Annotated in this window: 20 protein-coding genes; 1 reads left to right on the top strand and 19 read right to left on the bottom strand. The window is 63.5% G+C overall.

Annotated elements, in window-relative coordinates; translation table 11 throughout:
• Positions 1 to 503: 503 nt before the first annotated feature.
• On the bottom strand, positions 504 to 1,259 hold the full coding sequence (locus tag KHO22_RS00785; protein ID WP_211945187.1) for a sulfite exporter TauE/SafE family protein: 756 nt from the start codon (positions 1,257 to 1,259) through the stop codon (positions 504 to 506).
• A gap of 79 nt (positions 1,260 to 1,338) precedes the next feature.
• On the opposite strand from KHO22_RS00785, the gene fnr reads away from it, so the two are divergent.
• A complete protein-coding gene (fnr, locus tag KHO22_RS00780) occupies positions 1,339 to 2,064 on the top strand; it encodes a fumarate/nitrate reduction transcriptional regulator Fnr (protein WP_211945186.1) in 726 nt (241 codons plus the stop codon).
• A 46-nt stretch (positions 2,065 to 2,110) separates the two neighbouring features.
• Here fnr and KHO22_RS00775 read toward each other — a convergent pair whose 3' ends face one another.
• The 18 genes from KHO22_RS00775 to ugpB form a co-directional block, all read right to left on the bottom strand.
• A complete protein-coding gene (locus KHO22_RS00775) occupies positions 2,111 to 2,356 on the bottom strand; it encodes a hypothetical protein (RefSeq protein WP_011298197.1) in 246 nt (81 codons plus the stop codon).
• Positions 2,353 to 2,568 (bottom strand): FixH family protein, encoded by a 216-nt coding sequence (locus tag KHO22_RS00770; RefSeq protein ID WP_211945185.1) that lies wholly within the window; start codon positions 2,566 to 2,568, stop codon positions 2,353 to 2,355. The genes KHO22_RS00775 and KHO22_RS00770 overlap by 4 nt, the downstream gene beginning before the upstream one ends.
• An 83-nt stretch (positions 2,569 to 2,651) precedes the next feature.
• A complete protein-coding gene (gene ccoG / locus KHO22_RS00765; protein ID WP_211945184.1) occupies positions 2,652 to 4,124 on the bottom strand; it encodes a cytochrome c oxidase accessory protein CcoG in 1,473 nt (490 codons plus the stop codon).
• A gap of 49 nt (positions 4,125 to 4,173) precedes the next feature.
• Positions 4,174 to 5,088: a cytochrome-c oxidase, cbb3-type subunit III gene (gene ccoP, locus KHO22_RS00760; RefSeq protein WP_211945183.1), complete on the bottom strand. Its 915-nt coding sequence runs from the start codon at positions 5,086 to 5,088 to the stop codon at positions 4,174 to 4,176.
• A gap of 2 nt (positions 5,089 to 5,090) precedes the next feature.
• Positions 5,091 to 5,255, bottom strand: a complete 165-nt coding sequence (locus KHO22_RS00755; protein ID WP_211945182.1) for a cbb3-type cytochrome oxidase subunit 3 — start codon at positions 5,253 to 5,255, stop codon at positions 5,091 to 5,093.
• Positions 5,256 to 5,258: 3 nt separating this feature from the next.
• Positions 5,259 to 5,921, bottom strand: coding sequence for a cytochrome-c oxidase, cbb3-type subunit II (ccoO, locus tag KHO22_RS00750; RefSeq protein ID WP_211945181.1), 663 nt, complete (start codon positions 5,919 to 5,921; stop codon positions 5,259 to 5,261).
• Between the two features lie 18 nt (positions 5,922 to 5,939).
• On the bottom strand, positions 5,940 to 7,388 hold the full coding sequence (ccoN, locus tag KHO22_RS00745; protein ID WP_211945180.1) for a cytochrome-c oxidase, cbb3-type subunit I: 1,449 nt from the start codon (positions 7,386 to 7,388) through the stop codon (positions 5,940 to 5,942).
• Positions 7,389 to 7,525: 137 nt separating this feature from the next.
• Complete coding sequence (gene ccoS / locus KHO22_RS00740; protein ID WP_011298204.1) at positions 7,526 to 7,672, bottom strand: cbb3-type cytochrome oxidase assembly protein CcoS; 147 nt, start codon at positions 7,670 to 7,672, stop codon at positions 7,526 to 7,528.
• Positions 7,673 to 7,674: 2 nt separating this feature from the next.
• Positions 7,675 to 10,239: a heavy metal translocating P-type ATPase gene (locus KHO22_RS00735; RefSeq protein ID WP_211945179.1), complete on the bottom strand. Its 2,565-nt coding sequence runs from the start codon at positions 10,237 to 10,239 to the stop codon at positions 7,675 to 7,677.
• A gap of 104 nt (positions 10,240 to 10,343) precedes the next feature.
• A complete protein-coding gene (zapE, locus tag KHO22_RS00730; protein ID WP_211945178.1) occupies positions 10,344 to 11,441 on the bottom strand; it encodes a cell division protein ZapE in 1,098 nt (365 codons plus the stop codon).
• A 152-nt stretch (positions 11,442 to 11,593) separates the two neighbouring features.
• Positions 11,594 to 13,018 (bottom strand): dihydrolipoyl dehydrogenase, encoded by a 1,425-nt coding sequence (gene lpdA, locus KHO22_RS00725; protein WP_211945177.1) that lies wholly within the window; start codon positions 13,016 to 13,018, stop codon positions 11,594 to 11,596.
• A 97-nt stretch (positions 13,019 to 13,115) separates the two neighbouring features.
• Positions 13,116 to 14,372: a 2-oxoglutarate dehydrogenase complex dihydrolipoyllysine-residue succinyltransferase gene (gene odhB / locus KHO22_RS00720; protein WP_211945176.1), complete on the bottom strand. Its 1,257-nt coding sequence runs from the start codon at positions 14,370 to 14,372 to the stop codon at positions 13,116 to 13,118.
• Positions 14,373 to 14,458: 86 nt separating this feature from the next.
• A complete protein-coding gene (locus KHO22_RS00715) occupies positions 14,459 to 17,311 on the bottom strand; it encodes a 2-oxoglutarate dehydrogenase E1 component (RefSeq protein ID WP_211945175.1) in 2,853 nt (950 codons plus the stop codon).
• A gap of 310 nt (positions 17,312 to 17,621) precedes the next feature.
• The gene (gene ugpQ, locus KHO22_RS00710; RefSeq protein ID WP_211945174.1) at positions 17,622 to 18,389 is read right to left on the bottom strand and encodes a glycerophosphodiester phosphodiesterase; all 768 of its coding nucleotides are present in this window, start codon (positions 18,387 to 18,389) and stop codon (positions 17,622 to 17,624) included.
• A gap of 2 nt (positions 18,390 to 18,391) precedes the next feature.
• Complete coding sequence (locus KHO22_RS00705; protein ID WP_211945173.1) at positions 18,392 to 19,498, bottom strand: sn-glycerol-3-phosphate import ATP-binding protein UgpC; 1,107 nt, start codon at positions 19,496 to 19,498, stop codon at positions 18,392 to 18,394.
• A 40-nt stretch (positions 19,499 to 19,538) separates the two neighbouring features.
• Positions 19,539 to 20,387: a sn-glycerol-3-phosphate ABC transporter permease UgpE gene (gene ugpE, locus KHO22_RS00700; RefSeq protein ID WP_211945172.1), complete on the bottom strand. Its 849-nt coding sequence runs from the start codon at positions 20,385 to 20,387 to the stop codon at positions 19,539 to 19,541.
• Positions 20,388 to 20,402: 15 nt separating this feature from the next.
• Positions 20,403 to 21,284 carry a sn-glycerol-3-phosphate ABC transporter permease UgpA gene (gene ugpA / locus KHO22_RS00695; RefSeq protein ID WP_211945171.1) on the bottom strand — a complete coding sequence of 294 codons (882 nt, stop codon included), beginning with the start codon at positions 21,282 to 21,284 and terminating at the stop codon, positions 20,403 to 20,405.
• A gap of 115 nt (positions 21,285 to 21,399) precedes the next feature.
• Positions 21,400 to 22,716, bottom strand: a complete 1,317-nt coding sequence (gene ugpB / locus KHO22_RS00690; protein WP_211945170.1) for a sn-glycerol-3-phosphate ABC transporter substrate-binding protein UgpB — start codon at positions 22,714 to 22,716, stop codon at positions 21,400 to 21,402.
• Positions 22,717 to 22,761 lie beyond the last annotated feature (45 nt).

The raw sequence follows: 22,761 nt of genomic DNA, 5'->3' as shown, positions 1-22,761 counted from the left end.
CGGACGAACCCGGAGCCCTGGACATTGTGGATTCAGCGGTGCGATTGCCACCGCCATCTCATCGCGCAGCAAACCCGAAAGCTCTTCGCTTCGAGGCCGTGCACCTTCTTTTGCATCGATTTGCCGGGTGTGTTCCGGCAGGAGATTGCCCGGCACCGGCAACTACCAGTGCACGAACCTCTTGCATGCGCCCACATGGGCGGACATGGCTTCTGGCGAACGTCCGCCTCGGCCGCAAGAAAAACGAATATCGGGAGCAGGGCCAGCACCACGGTCGCAGAGCCAGCCGGACTTTGAACAGATATTATGAACCGGATGGACTGCGGAAGGGTTCGGCGCCGAAATGTCGGCTCATTGCCCGAAACCCTGGACTCGCCCCTTTTTTGGAAGGGCCGCCAGGCGCCGCTCGGAAACACGCCGCGCGATACCGCAATGTAGGCGATTGTATGGCATTCCCGCATGCGCCTGCAACCACCGCACAGTGCCGCGCGTCCACGATGGCTTCAAAACACCAGGCAGAACCCATGCTCTGCCAGCGAATGTGGCAACAACACCGCTCTACCGATCCCCAGGCCGCCGAACGCCATGACAGCCAATCCGGCCCCCATCCTCACCCAACGGCGGCGCGACCAAGTGCGCAGCAGCCCCAGCAAGCTGGATAGCGCCAGCAAATTCGGTAAGGTGCCGAGACCAAATGCTCCCATGACGAGTGCCCCCGAAGGCGCGTTGCCGGCCAGAAGTGCGAGGGCCAGTGCACCATAGACCATGCCACAGGGTACGAGCCCCCAAGCCAATCCCATCCCGTAGCGACGCGCCAGACCTCCTCGCCGTCCTATGACCGCCGGCGTCTTACGGCCAAGACGAGCCAGGCCGCCGGCAATAGCGCCGCCCGCACGTGCCGCTAGCCGCTCCAGCCACAAGATGGAAAACGCTTCGCCACGTATCAGGCGCCAGCCAGACACCAGCAGCATGGCGCTTCCCGCGCCGAACAGCCAGCGCTGGACGGGGAGGTAATCCTGGCGCCAGGCCGTCGCCCCCACCGCGCCAAGCAGCGCGCCAAGCAGCATGTAGGAAGAAATCCGCCCCACATGCATGACAAGCAACTCCACGAGCCAGTCGTGTGGGCGCCGCACCACGGCAATGGGTACGCCAGCAGCGCGTTGCTCGATTGCCAGCGCAACGCCACCGCACATGGCAGCGCAGTGGAAGCCCCCCAGCAAGGCAAGCATGAAAACACTGAGAAGCACACCAAATGTCAATTGCAACTCCCTACCGCGTCACACCGCGCGTTAAAATGCATGTATTGCGCCCTCGCCGCCCATTACTTGCAGGTTCCAATTGTTAACATCCATCCCCGTCACTGAGATGTCGCCCCGTTGCTCCACTTGCGGCATGGGGCAACTGTGCCTGCCGGTGGGCATGAGCCAGCAGGATCTGCAGAAGATGGACACCCTGGTGCAAGAGCGCGTCCGCGTCCACAAGGGCGAAACCCTGTATCGCATGGGCGACCCCCTGACCGCGGTCTATGCCATTCGCTTCGGTACCCTGAAGACGCATGTCACCACGGAAGACGGCCGCTCGCAAATCACTGGTTTCCATTTGCCAGGCGAAGTGGTCGGCCTCGACGGCCTGGGTGAAATGCAGCACGCCTCGGATGCCACCGCGCTCGAAGACACGGAAGTATGCGTAGTACGCATGGCCGATCTTCAGGCACTGTCCATCGATCTGCCATCGTTGCAGCAACAGTTCCTGCGCTTGATGGGCAAGGAAATATCGCATGACCAACTCATGCTCGTCACGCTGGGTTCCATGCGTGCGGAAGAGCGCCTTGCTGCGTTCCTGATCAATCTGTCGGAACGCCTGTCCGCGCGCGGGTATTCGTCGACCGAGTTCGTCATGCGCATGAGCCGGGAAGAAATCGGCAGCTATCTCGGGCTGAAGCTCGAAACGGTCAGCCGCCTGTTCTCGCGATTCGCCGAGGCAGGCCTAATCCAGATCCGTCAACGCCACGTCAAGCTCGTCGACATGGCAGGCATCAAGCAAGTCTACAGCCGCTCCTGCTGAAGCCGTCTGACCGCCTTGCCAGGCAAGGCGGTCAGCTGCGGCCTTTTCACTCCAGTTCGTCCGTTTCGCTGAGCTTCGTCGGCATGGTGTACAGCGTCAGGCCGCTGGACAGCGCGCAGAATACCCACGCCAGCAAGAACCCGATCGTATAGACTGCCTCGCGCGAGGCCTCGATCGGCTGCCCGAAGAAATTCAGGTCTCCCGGGTCCACCACGGAAAACACCGTTGCCGTGGCAACTCCGGCCATCAGGAACGCCGGCCACAGCACCCACATCAGCCAGCGCAGCCTCATGGCTGCCTCGCTTGCGGTGCCTTGGCGCTGCCCGGAGCCCCTTCCGCCTTCTCAACAACCAAGCCATGCCTGGCCACGCCTTCGACCACCGGCCGGTCAGGATGGGTGGAAGCCAGCCAGATGGTTACGCCGCAAGCCACCATGGCCAGCAACGGGCCGCTCATCAGCAGCCACGGCCACGGCTCCTTCCACCACGGATTGCTTTCTTGCATCGTCTTGCCCCCTTCGTCGGCGCCTCGTCGAGTCGCTCGCGGTTGGTACGGCGCAGCGCCGATGCACTGCACCGCCCTTAGCATCACAAATTGCGCGGCACGATGAAACTGGTAGATTGCCTGATTTGCGCACTACCTTGCCCCGTACCTTCGCTGGTCACAGTCACACTGATCTTGTGGGTACCTTGCGCGGCATCGTCGATCGGCACGCGAATCCGGATCGGCACCAGCTTGTTCGACGTCGGCGCCAGGGCCTTCGCGTCCGGATCGTACTCGACCGTCAGATTCTTCAGTTCGTCGCTTTCGGCCCGCACGCTGATGCGCATGGGCGCCTCGGTGGTGTTGATGAGTTGCAGTCGATAGACGTTCTCGATCCAGCGCCCATCCACCTCGCGCCCAAGCGCCCCACGGTCGCGGATGATATCCACCTTCAACGGCGTGCGCAGCGCTAGTGAAGCCACAAAACCCGCAACCAACACCAGCCAGATGACCGAGTAGATGATGGTCCGTGGGCGCACCAGCCGCTTGCGCGCCACCGCGGCCGACAGCGCCTTGCGCATGGCGTTCTCGGACGTGTAGCGGATCAGCCCGCGCGGGTAGTCCATCTTGTCCATGACCTGGTTGCAGGCATCGATGCAGGCGCCGCAACCGATGCACTCGTACTGCAGCCCTTCACGGATATCAATGCCGGTCGGACACACCTGCACGCAGATGCTGCAGTTGACGCAGTCGCCAAGCCCGGCCTGATGATGATCCACCTTGCGCGACCGGCTGCCGCGCGGCTCGCCGCGCCCGATGTCATAGGTCACTACATAGGTGTCGCGATCGACCATCACGCTCTGGAACCGCGCATACGGGCACATGTACTTGCAGACCTGCTCGCGCATGAACCCTGCATTGCCCCATGTCGCGAAGGCGTAGAAGAGCATCCAGAACGCCTGCCACGGCCCCAGCGAGAAGCTCAGCACCTGGCCGCCAAGCTCACGGATCGGCGCGAAGTATCCAATGAATGTGAAGCCCGTCCACAGCGCGACCAATACCCACAGCGAGTGCTTGGTGGCCTTCAGGCGGAACTTTCGTAGGCTCCATGGATCGCCGTCCAGGCGGATCCGCGCGAAGCGGTCGCCTTCGACATGCCGCTCGATCCACATGAATATTTCGGTGTAGACCGTCTGCGGACACGCGTAGCCGCAGAAGAGCCGCCCGGCAATAGCCGTGAACAGAAACAGCGCCAGCGCGGAGATCACCAGCAGAACCGCGAGATAGATGACATCCTGCGGCCAGAGCACCAGTCCGAAGATATAGAACTTGCGCGCGCCAAGGTCGAACAGCACGGCCTGCCTGCCATTCCATTGCAGCCAGGGCGTGCCGTAGTAGATGAACTGGGTCAGGAGCACCATCCAGACCCGCCAACTTGAGAACGCGCCCGTCACCGAGCGCGGGTATATCTTGCGTCGAACCTCGTAGAGCGTTTCGTCGGAGGTTTCGACAGGCGACGACGCCGGCCCTTGCGGGCCGGCCGAGCGGGCCAGTGATTCTGTCCCGGGTGCGTTCATGGGTGCGCTCCTTCAAGCGCCATAGCGCACCCCGGTCCTGAGTCGGTGGTCATTGCCCGGAGCCTCCGGTATTGGAAAGCCCCCAGACGTAGCCGGTCAGCATGCGGATGCGCTCCGGAGTCAGGATCTCTTCGTGCGCCGGCATGTGGTTGTTGTGGCCCTTCAGGATGGCTTCGACAATGCTGCCCTCCGAACTGCCGTACAGCCACACGTTGTCGGACAGGTTCGGCGCGCCGAGCGCCTGGTTGCCCTTGCCGGTCGCACCATGGCATGCCGCACAGGTGGACTTGAACGTGCTCTCGCCGCGCGATGCACGGATCGGGTCAGACGACAGGCCCGACAGTGACCGCACATACTGGGCCACATCCGCTGCAAGCTTGCCGTCGATGGTCGAGGCAAACGGCGGCATCACGCCATTGCGGCCCTTGGTGATGGTCTGCTGGATCGTCTCGGGTTCTCCGCCATAGAGCCAGTCATGGTCCGTCAGGTTGGGAAAGCCGCGGCTGCCGCGTGCGTCCGAGCCATGGCATTGCGCGCAGTAGTTCAGGAACAGGCGCTGGCCGATCTCGCGGGCCTGCGGGTCTGCCGCCACCTGCTTGATATCCATGCTCAGGTACTTGGCGTAGATATCGTGCTGCAGCTTCTCCTGCGCCTGCTGATGCGCGGCCAGCTCCCCTTGCGTGGAGAACTTCAGCACACCGGCATAGGAACCCAGCCCCGGGTAGAGGACCAGGTAAGCCAGGCCAAAGATGCAGGCCAGCAGGAACATCCACATCCACCAGCGTGGCAGCGGGTTGTTCAGCTCGCGCAGATCCCCGTCCCAGACATGGCCGGTGTCATCGCTGGCGTTGGCGACCTTCGTGACCTTGCGTTGGGAAAACAGCAGCCACACGCACCAGACGATGCCGACGAGCGCGATGGCAGCGATGTAGTAGCTCCAGAAATCGGAAAAGAAATCGCTCATGACTAGGTATTCCGGCTCGATGTTGTGTGGGTCTCGTCAGGCAGTGCGAACGGCAGCATGGCGGACTCCTGGTTGGCGGCCTGCCGGCCATTCGACCAGGCCCACCAGCAGATCCCGAGGAATACGACCATCGACACGACCGTGGCAAAGGCAGTCAGCATCGCCATGACTTACTCCTTCGCAGGCGCGGCTGCGGCCGCGTCCACACGCACATTGCGACGGTTGGTGCCGAGCTCCTGCAGGTAGGCGACCAGCGCGTCCTCTTCGCTCTTGCCCTTGAGTTCTTCAGGCGCCTTGGCGATCTCCGCCTCGGTGTATGGCACGCCCAGTCGCACCAGCGCGCGCATGCGGGCCTGGACGTCGTTGGTCGGCAGTTGGGCCTTTTCGAGCCATGGATACGACGGCATCACCGATTCCGGCACGACATCGCGCGGATTGCGCAGGTGAATGCGTTGCCAGTCGTCGGAGTAGCGGCCGCCAACGCGCGCCAGGTCGGGCCCGGTACGCTTGGAGCCCCACAGGAACGGATGGTCGTAGACCGATTCACCCGCTGTCGAGAAATGGCCATAGCGTTCGGTCTCGGCCTGAAGCGTACGGACCTGCTGCGAATGGCAACCGACACAGCCTTCGCGGATGTAGATATCGCGGCCCATCAGCCGGAGCGGCGAATACGGCTTGATCCCTACATCGGGCTTGGTGGTGGAATGCTGGAAGAACAACGGCACGATCTGCACCAGGCCGGCAATGCTGACCACCAGGATCGTGCAGATGATCAGCCAGCCGATGTTCTTCTCCAGCGTTTCGTGGGAAAAGAAGCTTTGTTTTTCGGACATCGTTTCTATCCTGATGGATCAATGGGCGGAGGCAGGAATGCTGGCCGGGATCGGTGCATCCACCGCGCGCTTGCCGATGATGGTCTTCGCGACGTTGTAGGCCATCAGCAGCATGCCGGACAGGAAGCAGATGCCGCCAAGCAGACGGATCAGGTAGAACGGATACTTGGCCTTGACCGCTTCAACGAAGGCGTAGGTCAGCGTGCCGTCCGGCTGCGTAGCGCGCCACATCAGCCCTTCCATCACACCGGCGATCCACATCGAGGCGATATAGAGCACCACGCCGATGGTGGCGATCCAGAAATGCCACTCGATCAGCCGCACGCTGTACATCTGCTTCTCGCCGAACAGGCGCGGAATCAGGTAATAAAGCGAGCCGATGGAAATCATCGCCACCCAGCCAAGGGCACCCGAGTGCACGTGGCCGATGGTCCAGTCCGTGTAGTGCGAGAGCGCGTTGACGGTCTTGATCGACATCATCGAGCCTTCGAATGTGGCCATGCCGTAGAACGACAGTGCCACCACCAGGAACTTCAGGATCGGGTCGGTGCGCAGCTTGTGCCAGGCGCCAGACAGCGTCATGATGCCGTTGATCATGCCGCCCCAGGACGGCGCCAGCAGGATCAGCGAGAACACCATGCCCAGCGACTGCGCCCAGTCAGGCAGCGCTGTGTACTGCAGGTGGTGCGGGCCCGCCCACATGTACGTGAAGTTCAGCGCCCAGAAGTGGACGATCGACAGGCGATACGAATAGATGGGCCGTTCCGCCTGCTTGGGGATGAAGTAATACATCATGCCCAGGAAGCTGGTGGTCAGGAAGAAGCCCACGGCGTTATGGCCGTACCACCACTGGATCATGGCGTCCTGCACGCCGGCATAGGCGGAATAGGACTTCCACATCGACACCGGCATTTCAATGTTGTTGACGATGTGCAGGATGGCGATGGTCAGGATGTACGCGCCGAAGAACCAGTTGGCAACATAGATGTGCCGGGTCTTGCGTTTGACGATCGTGCCGAAGAAGACCACCGCATAGGCCACCCAGACGGCGGTGATCAACAGGTCGATCGGCCATTCCAGTTCGGCGTATTCCTTCGAACTGGTGATGCCAAGTGGCAGCGTGATGGCAGCCGCGACAATCACCAGTTGCCAGCCCCAGAACGTAAAGGCTGCGAGCGGGCCGCAGAACAGGCGGGCCTGGCAGGTGCGCTGGACCACGTAGTACGAGGTTGCGAACAGCGCACTGCCGCCGAACGCAAAGATCACCGCATTGGTATGCAGCGGACGCAAGCGGCCGAACGACAGCCACGGTGTGTTGAAGTTGAGTTCAGGCCAGATCAGCTGTGCTGCCAGTAGCACGCCGACGGCCATGCCGACGATCCCCCAGACTACCGTCATGACAGCGAACTGCCTTACGACGCCGTAATTGAAGGTGTCGACGCGTGAAGACGCGGCTGAGACATCCATTCAGACCCCCACAGAAAAAAGATAAACCGATTGACGTTGTGACTTTATGAAACCAGCGCGCTTGGTGCGTTGATCTTTATCAAGTTGCACAAAAGCCCTATGAACTGATCTTCGCATCACAAGTCGAGGACGACCTTTCAGGGCTTGTCGTTGTCCAGCAGGATGGCCTCTCCTGGTCGGTCGAGATCGTCGTACTGCCCGGCATGCAGCGCCCACCAGAGGGCACCGGCGATGACGACGACAAGTACCAGGCTCATGGGCACCAGCAGGTACAGCGTTTCCATTCCTAGACTCCGTTTCTGCCTGCACGCAGCAAGCGCCAGGCGTTCGCCACCACCAGCAGCGAGGACACCGACATGCCGATGCCGGCCATCCATGCCGTGACAAAGCCCGTGGCTGCCAGCGGGATGGCAACCACGTTGTAGAAGAAGGCCCAGCCAAGGTTCTGCCGCACCACGCGGCGGGTCTGCCGCGCCAGCGCGATTGCCTGGGCGATCTCCGCTACATTTCCGTGCGTCAGGACAGCGTCGGCCCCCGCTTGCGCAAGCGGGGCGCCGCTGCCGATGGCAACGGATACCTGCGCCTGCGCCAGCACCGGCGCGTCGTTGATGCCATCCCCCACGGCCAGCACCACGGCGCCTTCACGCTGGAGCTGCGCGACATATTCGCGCTTGCCTTCGGGGGATACGGCGCCGCGGGCGCGCTCCATGCCAAAGTGCGAAGCCCACCACTGCACGGTCTCGACGCTGTCGCCGCTGACCAAATGGCAACGCGCACCATGCCGGCGCAGCGCTTCAAGCAGCTGCGGCGTCGATTCACGGGCCTGGTCGGACAGTTCGAACACGGCCAGCACGCCGTCTTCCGAACCGAGCCAGACTTGCGTGGCGCCAGGAATTCGAGCGGCGTCCGCGTCCCGTGCCGACGCCTTGACACATGACTTGCCGATCTCGGCCACAAAGGCGGCACGCCCCAGGCGGAATCGCTTGCCCCCAATTTCGGCCCGTACGCCCCGCCCCGGCACATTGACCACGGCGGCCACCGGCTGGCCGCCTCCAACGACACCCGCCTCCGCGGCCGCGCCGACCAGCGCCCTTCCGATCGGATGTTCGCTACCCGCTTCCAGGGCCGCCGCCAGTGCCAGGCATTGGCCGGCTGGCATGACGCCGAGCGTCTGCTGTCCGGTCAGGACAAAACAGCCTTCGGTCAGGGTGCCGGTCTTGTCCAACACGACATCGGTCACGCGCGCGAGCGTCTCCAGCGCATGCGACCGCGTCAGCAGCAGGCCGCGCCGCGACAGCGCCGCGCCCGCCGCGGCCAACGCCGCCGGCGTGGCAAGCGAGAGCGCGCACGGGCAGCTGACGACAAGTACCGCGACTGTGACCAGCAGGGCCCGTGACGGATCGATCCAGAGCGCCCACACCGTGCCAGTCAATGCCGCCAGCGCCAGCAGCGTCGCGACAAACCATCCCGCAACGCGGTCAGCCAGTGCCGCCAGCCGCGGCTTTTCCGCCAGTGCGCGGTCCAGCACCGCGACGATTTCGGCCAGGCGCGTGCCCGCGCCCACGCGGTCCACGGCGATTTCAAGCGGGCTGGAAGTGTTGTAGCAGCCGGCCAGCGCCGCATGCCCCACGCTGCGGTGTACGGGCCGGCTTTCACCGGTCAGCATGGATTCATCGAGTTCGCTGGCACCTGCAACGATGGTGCCATCCGCCGGGATGATCTCGCCCGCCCTGACGCGGATACGGTCTCCCTGCCGCAGACGCGCGACCGGTACGCGTTCCGTGGCCAAATCGTCCGCGCCAAGCCGCTCACATGTAGCCGGCAACTGCCGCGCCAGCATTTCCGCGCCGCTGCGCGAGGCTTGCCGCACACGCAGCTCGAGATAGCGGGCAGCCAGCAGGAAGGCGACGAACATCGTCACCGAGTCGAAGTACACCTCCCCGACTCCGCGGACCGTCGCCACCGTGCTGGCGATAAACCCTGCGGCGACGCCGAGCGCCACCGGCACATCCATGCCCATGTGCCGCTGGCGCAGGCTGCGCCAGGCACCGGAGAAAATCGGCGACGCGGAATAGAAGACCACCGGCAGCGTCAGGGCCAGGCTGGCCCAGCGCATCAACTGCAACTGACCGGGGTCGATGGTGGCCTCATGGGTGTAGATGGGCCACGCGTACATCATCACCTGCATCATGCCGAGCATGGCCACGGCCATGCGCATCAGCAGGCTGCGCCGGGCGCGGCGGTCGGCCTGGTCGCTGCGGGAGACTTCGAATGGCCAGGCCACGTAACCGATATCGGCAAGCGCGGCGAGCAGGCCGGAAACCGTCTGGTCCGCCTCGCGCCAGCGCACCACGACGCGGCGCGTCGCCACATTCGCGATCGTGGAATCCACGCCAGGCAGGCGGCCCAGGTGCTGCTCGATCAGCCAGGCACACGCCGCGCAGCGGATATTCTCAGGCGCCAGCGTGATCTCGGCACGACCGCCGTCGAGCGGCCGCACGAACTGGCTGCGCAACTCCGGGGTATCGTAGGCCGCCCATACGGGCTCCGATTCCCGCCTTTCGGCGTCGTCGATAGGCCTGGCAAAGCGCGCCTCGTCACCGTAGAGGTGGGCAAAGCCAGCCGAGTGCAACGTGCGTGCCAGCGTCTGGCAACCACCACAGCAGAAGGCGCGCCGATGGCCGTCCATCTCCTCGGACAGTTCCTGGCCGTCAGTCACGGGTTGGCCGCAATGGAAACATGCCGGCTGCGCGGCATGCTGCGCCATCACAGGCGCTGTGCGACTGGCGGGAGCTGGCTGGAATGCGGACGACGGGGCGTCGGCAAGAAGGCTGGCGTGGGGGGCGGGCATGGAGATCTTTTTTTACCCGTTGGAGGGTATATGGCGATCCCCATATCGGCCTTGATATAGGTCAATAGCGGCCGGGCCGGTTTCCCAAAACGGGCACGCAGCGCTCAGGTAAGCGAGGTGTCCGCGGTCCGGCGCTCGGCTTCCAGGTACTCCCGGGACTGCATCTCGATGATGCGCGACACCGTGCGGTGGAATTCATTGGCCATCTGGCCCTCGACGTAAAGCTCATCCGCCGGGACTTCGGCCGACATCAGCAGCTTGACCTTGTGGTCGTAGAACACATCGATCAGCCACGTGAAACGGCGCGCTTCCGACGACATTCTCGGCGTCATGCGAGGAACATCGGACAAGATCACCGTATGAAACTGGGAGGCCAGCTCCAGGTAGTCATTCTGCGAGCGCGGGCCGCCGCACAACGTGGCAAAGTCGAACCAGACCACGCCATTGGCCTTGCGAAGTGCGCGCAGTTCGCGGTGCTCGATATGCAGGAGCGGCGACTCGTCCGCTACGCCGGCGATGGTGGTAAAGGCATCGCGGAGCGCCGAATTGGCCTTGGCGTCGAGCGGCGTGTGGTACGCCTCCACCTGTTCCAGCGCGCGCTTGCGATAGTCGATCCCGGCATCGACATTGAGCACGTCGAGCTTCTGCTGGAGCAACGCGATCGCGGGCAGCACACGGTCGCGGTGCAAGCCGTCCGGGTAAAGCAGGTCGGGCCGGTAGTTGGACGTCATCACAAACTGCACGCCGTTCTCGAACAGCTGTTGCAGCAGCCGGTGCAGCATCATGGCGTCAGCGACGTCATTGACGTGGAACTCATCGAAGCAGATCAGGCGGTAGCGCCGGGCAATCCGCTTGGCCAGTTCATCCAGTGGATCGGGGCGTCCGCGCAGTTCTTCCAGCTGGCGATGCACTTCGCGCATGAACTCGTGGAAGTGCAGGCGCGTCTTGCGCACCACCGGGACGCACGTATAGAAGCTGTCCATCAGGAAGGACTTCCCGCGCCCCACCCCGCCCCACAAGTACACGCCCTTGGGCACCTCCGGGTGCACCAGCAGCTTGCGGATGGCATTGCTGCGGCGGCTCTTGTAGGCCACCCACTCGTCGTAGCATTGCTGCAGGCGAGCCACGGCGCGCAGTTGCGCCTCGTCGGAATGGTAGCCGCGTTCCTTCAGTTCCTTCTCGTAGTACTCGCTGACGTTCATGCTGGCTGTTTCGTTCTGGACTGCGCGCGGAAAGTGCGGCCGCACCCTCCTCGGCCATGCCCGGAATCGATTGGATCCGGCATGGTTTGCAAGTGAAAACGGCGCGCCGCTGTTGCGGCGCGCCGGTGCTCAGGCAAATGCGGACAGATGCCTTACATGTTGAGCTGACGCTTGTCGACGGCCAGCGCGGCTTCGCGCATGACTTCCGACATCGACGGGTGCGGATGGCAGACACGGCCGATATCTTCGCTCGCGGCCTTGAACTCCATCGCCACGACGGCTTCGGCAATCAGGTCCGATGCATTGGCAGCCACGATGTGCACGCCCAGGATCTCGTCGGTCTTGGCGTCGGCCAGCATCTTGACGAAGCCTTCCGGATGGCCCATGCCCAGCGCACGGCCGTTGGCCATGAACGGGAACTGGCCGGCCTTGAACTCGCGGCCTTCGGCCTTGAGCTGGGCTTCGGTCTTGCCGACCCATGCGATTTCCGGGAAGGTGTAGATCACCCACGGAACGCAGTTGTAGTCGATGTGCGGCTTCTGGCCGGCGATGCGCTCGGCCACGGCCACGCCTTCGTCCTCGGCCTTGTGCGCGAGCATCGGGCCGCGCACCACGTCGCCGATCGCCCACAGGCCAGGCACCTTGGTGGCGCAGTGGTCGTCCACCTCGATGAAGCCGCGCTGGTCGGCGGCCAGGCCGACAGCGTCAAGGCCCAGGTTGTCGGTGTTGGGCACGCGGCCGACCGACACGATCAGGCGGTCGACTTCCAGGGTCTGGGCAGCGCCGTCCTTGTCGGTGTACTTGACGGTCACGCCGTTCTTGCCGGTCGTGACTTCGTTCACGTTCACGCCCAGGCTGAACTTCAGGCCCTGCTTGGTCAGCTGCTTCTGGGCTTCCTTGGCCACGCCTTCGTCGGCGGCGCCCAGGAAAGCGGGCAGCGCTTCCAGCACGGTCACCTCGGCACCGAGGCGGCGCCATACCGAGCCCAGCTCGAGGCCGATCACGCCGGCACCGATCACGCCCAGCTTCTTCGGCACGGTGGGGAACTTGAGCGCACCCTCGTTATCGCTGACGAGGTCGTTGTCGACCTTGATGCCCGGCAGGTGGCGAGCCTTGGAACCGGTAGCGATGATGACCTGCTTGGCGGTCACGACTTCACCGGCGATCTCGACCTGGAAGCCCTCGGCGGTCTTGCCGACGAACTTGCCGTAGCCCTTGAGCAGCGTGACCTTGTTCTTGCGGAACAGGAACTCGATGCCCTTGGTCATCTTGCCGACGATATCGTCCTTGCGCTTGAGCATCTTGGCAACGTCGACCTTGACGTCGCCCACGGTGATGCCGTGGTCGGCCAGGTGATGCTGGACGTTCTCGAATTCTTCCGAGGAGGCCAGCAGCGCCTTCGAGGGAATGCAACCCACGTTCAGGCAGGTGCCGCCCAGGCGCGTTTCGTTCTTGGGGTCGTCGTAGGCGTTGCCTTCGCAGCAGGCCACGTTCAGGCCGAGCTGACCAGCGCGGATGGCGGCGATATAGCCGCCGGGGCCGGCGCCGATCACCAGCACGTCGAATTGTTTGCTCATGGAAATTCCTTTGTGGGCGCCGGCGGCAGCATGTGCCGGGCGCGCCGTCAACACGGGGAGCGCACCCCGCGCGCCAGGCGCGCGGGGGGACCGGTTCTTACAGGTCCAGCAGCAGGCGGGCCGGATCTTCCAGCGCGTCCTTCATGGCGACCAGGCCCAGCACGGCTTCGCGGCCGTCGATGATGCGGTGGTCGTAGGACATGGCCAGGTAGTTCATCGGGCGGATCACGATCTGGCCGTCTTCCACCACCGGGCGGTCCTTGGTCGCGTGCACGCCCAGGATGGCCGATTGCGGCGGGTTGATGATCGGGGTCGACAGCATCGAGCCGAACACGCCGCCGTTCGAGATCGAGAAGGTACCGCCGGTGAGTTCTTCCAGCGACAGCTTGCCGTCACGGGCCTTGACGCCGAACTCGGCAATCTTCTTCTCGATGTCGGCCAGGGTCATCTGGTCGGCATTGCGCAGGATGGGCACCACCAGGCCACGCGGCGAGCCCACGGCGATGCCGATGTCGAAGTAGCCGTGGTAGACGATGTCGTTGCCGTCGATCGAGGCGTTGATCAGCGGGAACTTCTTCAGCGCGTGGACCGCGGCCTTGACGAAGAACGACATGAAGCCCAGCTTCACGCCGTGTTCCTTCTCGAAGCGGTCCTTGTACTTGTTGCGCAGGTCCATCACCGGCTTCATGTTCACTTCATTGAACGTGGTGAGGATGGCGTTGGTGGCTTGCGACTGCAGCAGGCGCTCGGCGATACGTGCGCGCAGGCGGCTCATCGGCACGCGTTCTTCCGGGCGGTCGCCCAGTGTGGCGAAGTCCACGTTGGCGGCGACTTGCTGCAGGGCCGGCTTGGCGGCGGCAGCGGGAGCCGGGGCAGCCTTGGCGGCCGGCGCGGGCGCAGCGGCGGCACCCAGCACGTCGCCCTTGGTGATGCGGCCATCCTTGCCGGTACCGGCAACCTGGCTGGCCGACAGGCCGCCTTCGGCCATCAGCTTTGCAGCCGAAGGCATGGCGACGGCGCCGGGGTTGGCCGTTGCGGCGGCGGCTGCAGGAGCCGGTGCGGCCGCGGCAGGCGCCGGAGCGGCGGCTGCGGGAGCCGTCGCGCCAGCAGTGGCTTCGGTATCGATCTTGGCGATGATCTCTTCGGCCACGACGGTGTCGCCGTCGTTCTTGATGATCTGCGACAGCACGCCGGCGGACGGGGCCGGCACTTCGAGCACGACCTTGTCGGTCTCGATCTCGATCAGGATCTCGTCCTGAGCGACAGCTTCGCCAGGCTTCTTCTTCCAGTTCAGCATGGTCGCTTCGGCGACCGATTCGGACAGTTGCGGAACCTTGACGTCAACAATAGCCATGGTTGTGAATTCCTCGATGTATGCGTTTTGTTCTTCAGGCAGGAAAGACACGGCGGTCACCTGCGAGCGCCGCCGTGCTGCCACAATTACTTGGTCAGGACAAAGCCCTTGAGCTTGGCGAAAGCAGCGTCCAGCAGCGCCTTCTGTTGCTCGTTGTGCTTTGCGTAGTAGCCCACTGCCGGCGAAGCGGAAGCGGGACGACCGGCATAACCGAGCTTCTGGCCATCCGTCATGTTTTCCATGATGTAGTGCTGCACGAAGAACCAGGCCCCCTGGTTCTGCGGCTCGTCCTGGCACCACACGATTTCGGTGGCGTTCGGGTACTTCTTGAGTTCCGCAGCAACTGCCTTGTGCGGGAACGGATACAGCTGCTCCAGGCGGATGACGGCGGCGTCATTCGCCTCGCGTTCCTTGCGCGTGTTGACCAGGTCGTAGTAGACCTTGCCCGAGCACATGATCACGCGCTTGACCTTGCTGGCGTTCAGTTCTTCGTGGTCGGGGATGACCGTTTCGAAGTGACCCTTGGCCAGGTCGGACAGCGGCGAGACGGCTTCCTTGTTACGCAGCAGCGACTTCGGCGTCATGATCACCAGCGGCTTGCGGAACAGACGGATCATCTGGCGGCGCAGCAGGTGGAAGATCTGTGCCGGCGTGGTCGGCTGGCAGACCTGCATATTGTGGTCCGCGCAGAGCTGCAGGAAACGCTCGATACGGGCCGAGCTGTGTTCCGGACCCTGGCCTTCGTAGCCGTGCGGCAGCATCAGGGTCAGGCCCGAGGCACGGCCCCACTTCACTTCACCCGACGAGATGAACTGGTCGATCACCACCTGGGCGCCGTTGACGAAGTCGCCGAACTGGGCTTCCCAGATCACCATCGCGTTTGGCTCTGCGGCCGAGTAGCCGTATTCGAAGCCGAGCACGGCTTCTTCCGACAGCACCGAGTCGATCACCGTGAACGGTGCCTGGTTTTCGGACACGTTCTGCAGCGGCACATACGAGCCGGCGTCCCAGCGTTCACGGGCCTGGTCGTGCAGCACGGCGTGACGGTGGGTGAAGGTGCCGCGACCGGCGTCCTGGCCGGTGATACGCACCGGATAGCCCGACGACACCAGCGAAGCGAAGGCCAGGTGCTCACCCATGCCCCAGTCCAGCGGCTGTTCGCCCCGACCCATATTGGCGCGGTCCTTGACGACCTTCTCCACCAACGGGTGCAGCTTCAGCGTTTCAGGCGTGGTGGTGATGCGTTCGGCCAGGCGCTTCAGTTCAGTCACCGGCACGGCAGTGTCGGCGGCGTCGGTCCACTTGCGGTTCAGGAACGGCATCCAGTCGACGGCGAACTTGTTCTTGAAGTTCGACAGGACCGGGTCGGCGGTGTGCTTGCCGGCGTCCATTGCGGCGCGGTATTCCTTGACCTTCTCGTCGCCGAACTCGGCCGGGACCAGGTTCTGCGCAACCAGCTTGTCGGCGTACAGCTTGCGCGTGCCCGGATGCTGGCCGATCTTCTTGTACATCAGCGGCTGCGTGACAGCCGGAGTGTCCTGCTCGTTGTGGCCCAGCTTGCGGAAGCAGATGATGTCGACCACGACATCCTTGTTGAACTCCATGCGGAAGTCCACAGCCAGCTGCATGGCGTACACCACGGCTTCGGGATCGTCGCCGTTCACGTGCAGCACCGGCGCCTCGATCATCTTGACCACGTCCGTGCAGTACAGCGTCGAACGGGCGTCGCGCGGATCGGAAGTGGTGAAGCCGATCTGGTTGTTGATCACGATGTGCATCGAGCCGCCCGTGCCGTAGCCGCGGGTCTGCGCGAGGTTCAGCGTTTCCATGACCACGCCCTGGCCGGCAAAGGCCGCGTCGCCGTGCACCTGCACCGGCAGCACTTCCTTGTGGCCGGCGTCGCCGCGGCGTTCCTGGCGCGCCTTGGACGAGCCTTCCACCACCGGGTTGACGATTTCCAGGTGCGACGGGTTGAATGCGAGCGACAGGTGAACCGGGCCGCCGGGGGTCGAGACATCGCTCGAGAAGCCCTTGTGGTACTTGACGTCACCGGCCGGCAGGTCATCGACGTGCTTGCCTTCGAATTCGGCGAACAGGTCAGCCGGCATCTTGCCCAGCGTATTGACCAGCACGTTCAGGCGGCCGCGGTGGGCCATGCCGATCACGATTTCCTGCACACCCTTGCTGCCCGCTTCCTGGATCAGCTCGTCCATCGCGGCGATGAAGCTTTCGCCACCTTCCAGCGAGAAGCGCTTCTGGCCAACGTACTTGGTGTGGAGGAAGCGCTCCAGGCCTTCGGCCGCCGTCAGGCGGTCGAGGATGTGCTTCTTCTTTTCCAGCGTGAAGACCGGCTTGGAACGCGTGGATTCCAGGCGCTCCTGCCACCAGCGCTTCTGCGCCTGGTCGCTCACGTACATGAATTCGGCGCCGATGGTGCCGCAGTAGGTTTCGCGCAGGTTGTTCAGCAACTCGCGCAGGCTCATCGACTCCTTGCCAAAATAGGTGTTGCTGGCATTGAAGACGATGTCGAGATCAGCTTCGGAGAAGCCGTAGAAAGCCGGGTCCAGATCCGGCAGGGGCGGACGCTCCTGGCGCTTGAGCGGGTCCAGGTCGGCCCAATGGGTACCGATGTTGCGGTAGGCGGCGATCAGCTGGGTGGCAGCGACGCGCTTGCGGCCCATGTCGGAATCGGCCGAGGCAACAATGGTCTTGATGGGGCCAGCTTTGGCGCGCTCGGCAAACGAGGCGACGATGGGAGCGTGCGGAACGTCACGCGAATTGGAACCGTCCACGGCGGGGACATTCTGCATCGCGTCGAAATACGCGCGCCAGTTGTCGGGAACCGAAGTCGGGTTCTGGAGATAGGCTTCGTACAGCTCTTCAACGTACGGGGCGTTGCCGCCGAAGAGATACGAATTGCTCTGATACTGTTGCATCATGGGACGCTCACTATTCTCCGGGAATGCCGGAGTTCAGCGGGTTATTCAACCTTCCGCGACACGGCTTGACCGGTTAGCGGATTGCAAACAACTCTTGGGAGCCCAACGGACGGCCCTTGGACAAACGGCACCACGAGGGCGCCGGAGTGAAAGTGCCGTCACAAGGCCCGAAAGGGCAAGTTGTGCGGGGAAGGACCTAAGTCTTCACGGGCGTAAGAATAGCATGTTTGCTTATACGCAATGTGGACTTTTCGCGATGCGGAATTGCGCAATGCATCAATTCGCTTCGCAAACAACATATCCGCAATAATCATTCGACCGGCGCGATGACATCGATACCGTCCGTGATCAGTCCATCCAGCCCCCACCCGAGCAGTTGTGCGGCACGTTCGGGATCATTGACCGTGTAGCTCAGGACCCTCAGTCCGGCGGCATGCGCCGCGGCGATAAGCTGCGCGTCCAGGACGCGGTAATTGGCGTCCAGCGCCACGCAGCCGAGCGCCCGGGCACGCTCAAGCCAGTCAACCGGCAACGCGTCAACCAGCAGCGCGCGCGGCAGGTCGGGAACGGCCTGGCGCGCCGCGGCCAGAGCCTCCTCAGAGAATGACGAGAGCAGCGGCGGTACCGCGGCATCGCGCCACAGGACCTGAGCATCCAGCGCGACCGCGGCGCCGGTCTGCGCTTCCCGCCCCGGCACCGGCTTGATCTCGATATTGCTGTGCAACCCGTTGGCTTGCGTATAGCGCGCAATGGCGGCCAGCGTCGCAACCGCCTCGCCGGCGTAGCCCGGGCTGTGCCAGGCACCGGCGTCGAGCTGCGCCAGCTCGCCCAAGGTCAGCCCGTCGACGCGGCCGGCACCGGAGGTCGTCCGGTCCAGCGTGGCATCGTGCATCAGGATCGGCTTGCCGTCCGCACTGAGCTTCACATCGAACTCGAACATGCGGTAGCCGAACGATGCTCCGAGGCGAAATGCCGCCAGTGTATTTTCCGGCGCGAGCTTGCCGGCGCCACGATGGGCGATGAAGCGCGGGTATGGCCAGTTGGCCGCCGTGACTGCTGGAGATTTGGGTGCGTTCATGCTCAGGCCTCGATGCGCTTGCCCGACTGCGAGTCGAAGAAATGCAGATGGTCTGCCGACGACGTCACCGGCAGCTTGTCACCGGCGCGCACCCGCGCATGGCTGTCCAGACGCACGACGATGGGCTGGCCGCCCAGCGAGCCATAAGCAAAGGAGTCGGCGCCCAGCGCCTCGACCACGCGCACGTCCACTTCGGCAATCGCCTCATGCACGGCACAGGGCTCGATGTGCTCGGGCCGCAGGCCCAGCAGCGCCTCCGCAGGCAGATGCAGCCCCATGGGCAGGTGACCCAGTGTTGCGCCGCTGGCATTGCCCTCCTTGCCGACGACCCGCATCTGCGCCCCGTCCGCACCGCCGGCCTCGCCGTTGCGCACGACCGGAACCAGGTTCATCGGCGGCGAACCGATGAAGCCGGCCACGAAGGTGCTCGCCGGGCGGGTATAGACCTCGAGCGGCGTGCCGATCTGCTCCACGCGGCCGCCGTTGAGCACCATCATGCGGTCCGCCAGCGTCATGGCCTCCACCTGGTCATGCGTCACGTACAGGCTGGTGGTTCCCAGGCGCCGATGCAGCTCCTTGAGCTCCAGGCGCATCTGCACGCGCAGCTTGGCATCGAGGTTCGACAGCGGCTCGTCGAACAGGAACACCGATGGCTCGCGCACGATGGCACGCCCCATCGCCACGCGCTGCCGCTGTCCGCCGGACAGCTGCCGGGGCCTGCGCTCCAGCAGCGGCGCCAGCTCCAGGATGCCCGCCGCGTGCCTGACGCGCTGCTCGATCTCGGCCCTGGCCATGCCGCGTATCTTCAGCCCGTATGCCATGTTGTCGTACACGGTCATATGCGGGTACAGCGCGTAGTTCTGGAACACCATGGCGATATCCCGCTCCGCCGGCTCCAGCTGGTTGACGATCCTGTCACCGATATGGATGTCGCCACCGGTAATGGTCTCCAGCCCCGCCACCATGCGCAGCAGCGTCGACTTGCCACAGCCGGACGGCCCCACGATGACGATGAACTCGCCATCGGCGATCTCCATGTCGATACCGTGCACGACCTTGACGTTGCCGGCATAGGTCTTCTGAACATTGCGAAGCGACAGTTTTGCCATTGTCCTGTTCCTGTACAGCTTGCGTGACCCGGTCACGCGCTCACTTCTCGGTTTCGACCAGTCCCTTCACGAACCACTTCTGCATCAGCACCACCACCACGGCGGGCGGGATCATGGCCAGCATCACGGTAGCCATCACCAGGTTCCAGTCCGTCGCGGCATCGCCCGAGCGCGAAATCATCTGCGTCACGCCTACGACCACCGGCGTCATCGACTTCTGCGTGGTGATCAGCAGTGGCCAGAGGTATTGATTCCAGCCATAGATGAACTGGATCACAAACAGCGCCGCGATGCTCGTGCGCGACAGCGGCAGCACTACGTCCCAGAAAAAGCGCAACGGTCCGGCCCCGTCGATGCGCGCGGCCTCGGCCAACTCATCGGGAATGGTCAGGAAGAATTGCCGGAACAGGAAGGTGGCCGTGGCCGAGGCGATGATAGGAATCGTCAGGCCGAAGTATGTGTCCAGCATGCCGAGGTCGGACACCACCTTGTAGGTCGGCAGGATGCGGACCTCCACCGGCAGCATCAGCGTGATGAAGATCAGCCAGAAGAACGTCTTGCGCAGCGGGAAACGGAAATAGACGATGGCAAACGCGGAAATGATCGAGATTGCGATCTTGCCCAGCGCGATGCCCAGCGCCATGATGAGACTGTTCTTCATCATCGTGGACACGGGCGACGCCGCATTGCCGACACCATCCGCCAGGACCGTCCTGTAGTTTTCCAGCAAGTGGCCACCGGGCAGCAACGTCATGGGCGCCTGCAACACTTCATCCGCCGTCAGCGTCGAAGCGACAAAGGTCACATAGACCGGAAAGGCCACGATGCCCACGCCAAGGAGCAGCATCAAATGCGACAGTACATCGAGCAAAGGTCGTCGTTCCACCATCTTGCAGCCCGCCTCCTAGTATTGCACCTTGCGTTCCACGTACTGGAACTGCACGACCGTCAGCGCGATCACGATCCCCATCAGCACCACTGACTGCGCTGCCGAGCCGCCGATATCCAGTCCGCGGAATCCGTCGTGGTAGACCTTGTACACCAGCGTATTGGTGGCATTGACCGGCCCGCCATGCGTCACTGCGTCGATGATCGCAAAGGTGTCGAAAAAGGCGTACACCACATTGACCACCATCAGGAAGAAAGTGGTCGGCGACAGCAGCGGAAAGACGATCGACCAGAAGCGCCTCCAGGGTCCGGCGCCATCGATCGCCGCCGCCTCGATCAGCGACTTGGGAATGCTCTGCAAGCCCGCCAGGAAGAACAGGAAGTTGTAGCTGATCTGCTTCCACGCGGCGATGATGACCACCAGCACCATGGCCTGGTTGGCATTGAGCAGGAAGTTCCAGTTCACGCCGGCAGCATGCAGCGCGTAGGACACGACGCCCAGCGTAGGATTGAAGAGGAACATCCACAGCACGCCTGCCACGGCCGGCGCCACAGCATAAGGCCAGATCAGCAGCGTCTTGTACCCCGTCGCGCCGCGCACGACGCGGTCGGCGAAGTAGGCCAGCAGCAATGAGACGGACAAACCCAGCAGCGTCACGCCCACCGCAAACACTGCGGTGACCTGCAACGAGTGCAGGTATTCGCCGTCATTTGCCAGCGCCCGGAAATTATCCAGCCCGACGAATTGCAGATCGATGCCGAATGCGTCTTGCTGGAACACCGACTGGTACAGCGCTTGCCCGGCAGGCAGGAAGAAAAAGATCAGCGTGACCGCCATCTGCGGCAACACCAGCAGATAGGGCAGCCAGGATGAACGGAAGACAACGCGTTTTTCCATAAGGCATCTCGTGCCGCGGCGGCCACGGCGCCGCCTTGCATGAACAACGGGCAAAGGCCGGGCAGCCGCGGTTGCGGCCGCCGTAGCCTTGCCCCGCCACACGAACCGGCGAAGATTACTCGCGCACGGTCTTCTGGAAACGCTCCAGAAGTTCGTTGCCACGCGCCACGGCGGCATCAAGCGCCTCCTTGGGCTGCTTCTTGCCCGACCAGACTGCCTCGAGCTCTTCGTCGATCACGCTGCGGATCTGCGGGAAGTTGCCCAGGCGGATACCGCGCGACTTCTCCGTGGTCTTGACGATCATCTGCTTGACCGCCACGTCCGCACCCGGGTTCTTGTCGTAGTAGCCGGACTTCTTGGTGAGTTCATAGGCGGCCACCGTCACCGGCAGGTAGCCCGTCGACTGATGCCAGTCCGCCTGGACGTCCGGGCGCGACAGGTACGAGAAGAACTTGGCCACACCCTTGTACTCCTCGGGCTTGCGGCCACCCATCACCCACAGCGATGCACCGCCGATAATCGTGTTCTGCGGTGCGCCTGGCACGCCCTGCTCGTACGGCAGCGGCGCCACCGTGAAATCGAACTTGGCATTCTTGCGGATATTGGCAAGCGCCGCCGACGAGCCTGTCAGCATCGCGCATTGCCCGGCGATGAACTTGGCCTTCGGCTCGTCCTTGCGACCGCCGTAGACGAAGTAGCCCTTCTGCGACATGTCGAGCAGATTGGCGATGTGCTTGACGTGCAGCGGCGAGTTGAACACCAGGCGTGCGCCCGGTCCGCCGAAGCCATTGTTCTCCGTGGCGAAGAGCGTGTTGTGCCAGGCAGAGAAGCTCTCGAGGTGCACCCACGATTGCCAGTCAGTGGTATAGCCGCACGAAACGCCGGCTGCCTTCAGCTTGGCCGAGTCGGTCGCCACCTCCTGCCACGTTGCAGGCGGCTTGTTGGGATCGAGCCCGGCCTTCTTGAATGCATCCTTGTTGTAGTACATCACCGTGGTCGAGCTGTTGAACGGGAACGACATCATCTCGCCCTTGTTCGACGTGTAGTAGCCAGCCACAGCGGGAATATACGCCTTGGGGTCGAACTTCTCGCCCGCCTCCTTCATGACCGTAGCTACGGGCTTGATGGCGCCCTTGGCATTCATCATGGTGGCCGTGCCCACTTCGAATACCTGCAGGATGGCTGGCGCGTTGCCTGAGCGGAACGCCGCGATACCGGCCGCCAGCGACTCGTCATACTGGCCCTTGTAGACGGGCACGATCTTGTAGTCGGACTGGCTGGCATTGAACTGGCCGGCAATGGCATTCACCTTGTCGTTCAAGGCGCCTTCCATGGAATGCCACCACTGGATCTCGACCGCTGCCTGGGCGCTGCCGGACCCTGCAAGGGCGGCCAGCGCGGCGATCTTCAGCACACTACGGGAAAAGGACATGGGTGAGTCTCTCCTGAGTCGGTTTTGTCCGCTGGATCGGGAATC

It is taken from the genome of Cupriavidus yeoncheonensis (assembly GCF_905397275.1).
Classification (GTDB): Bacteria; Pseudomonadota; Gammaproteobacteria; order Burkholderiales; family Burkholderiaceae; genus Cupriavidus; species Cupriavidus yeoncheonensis.
Note: the sequence above shows the minus strand (reverse complement) of the source record. Positions and strands in the feature narration are given on the sequence as shown.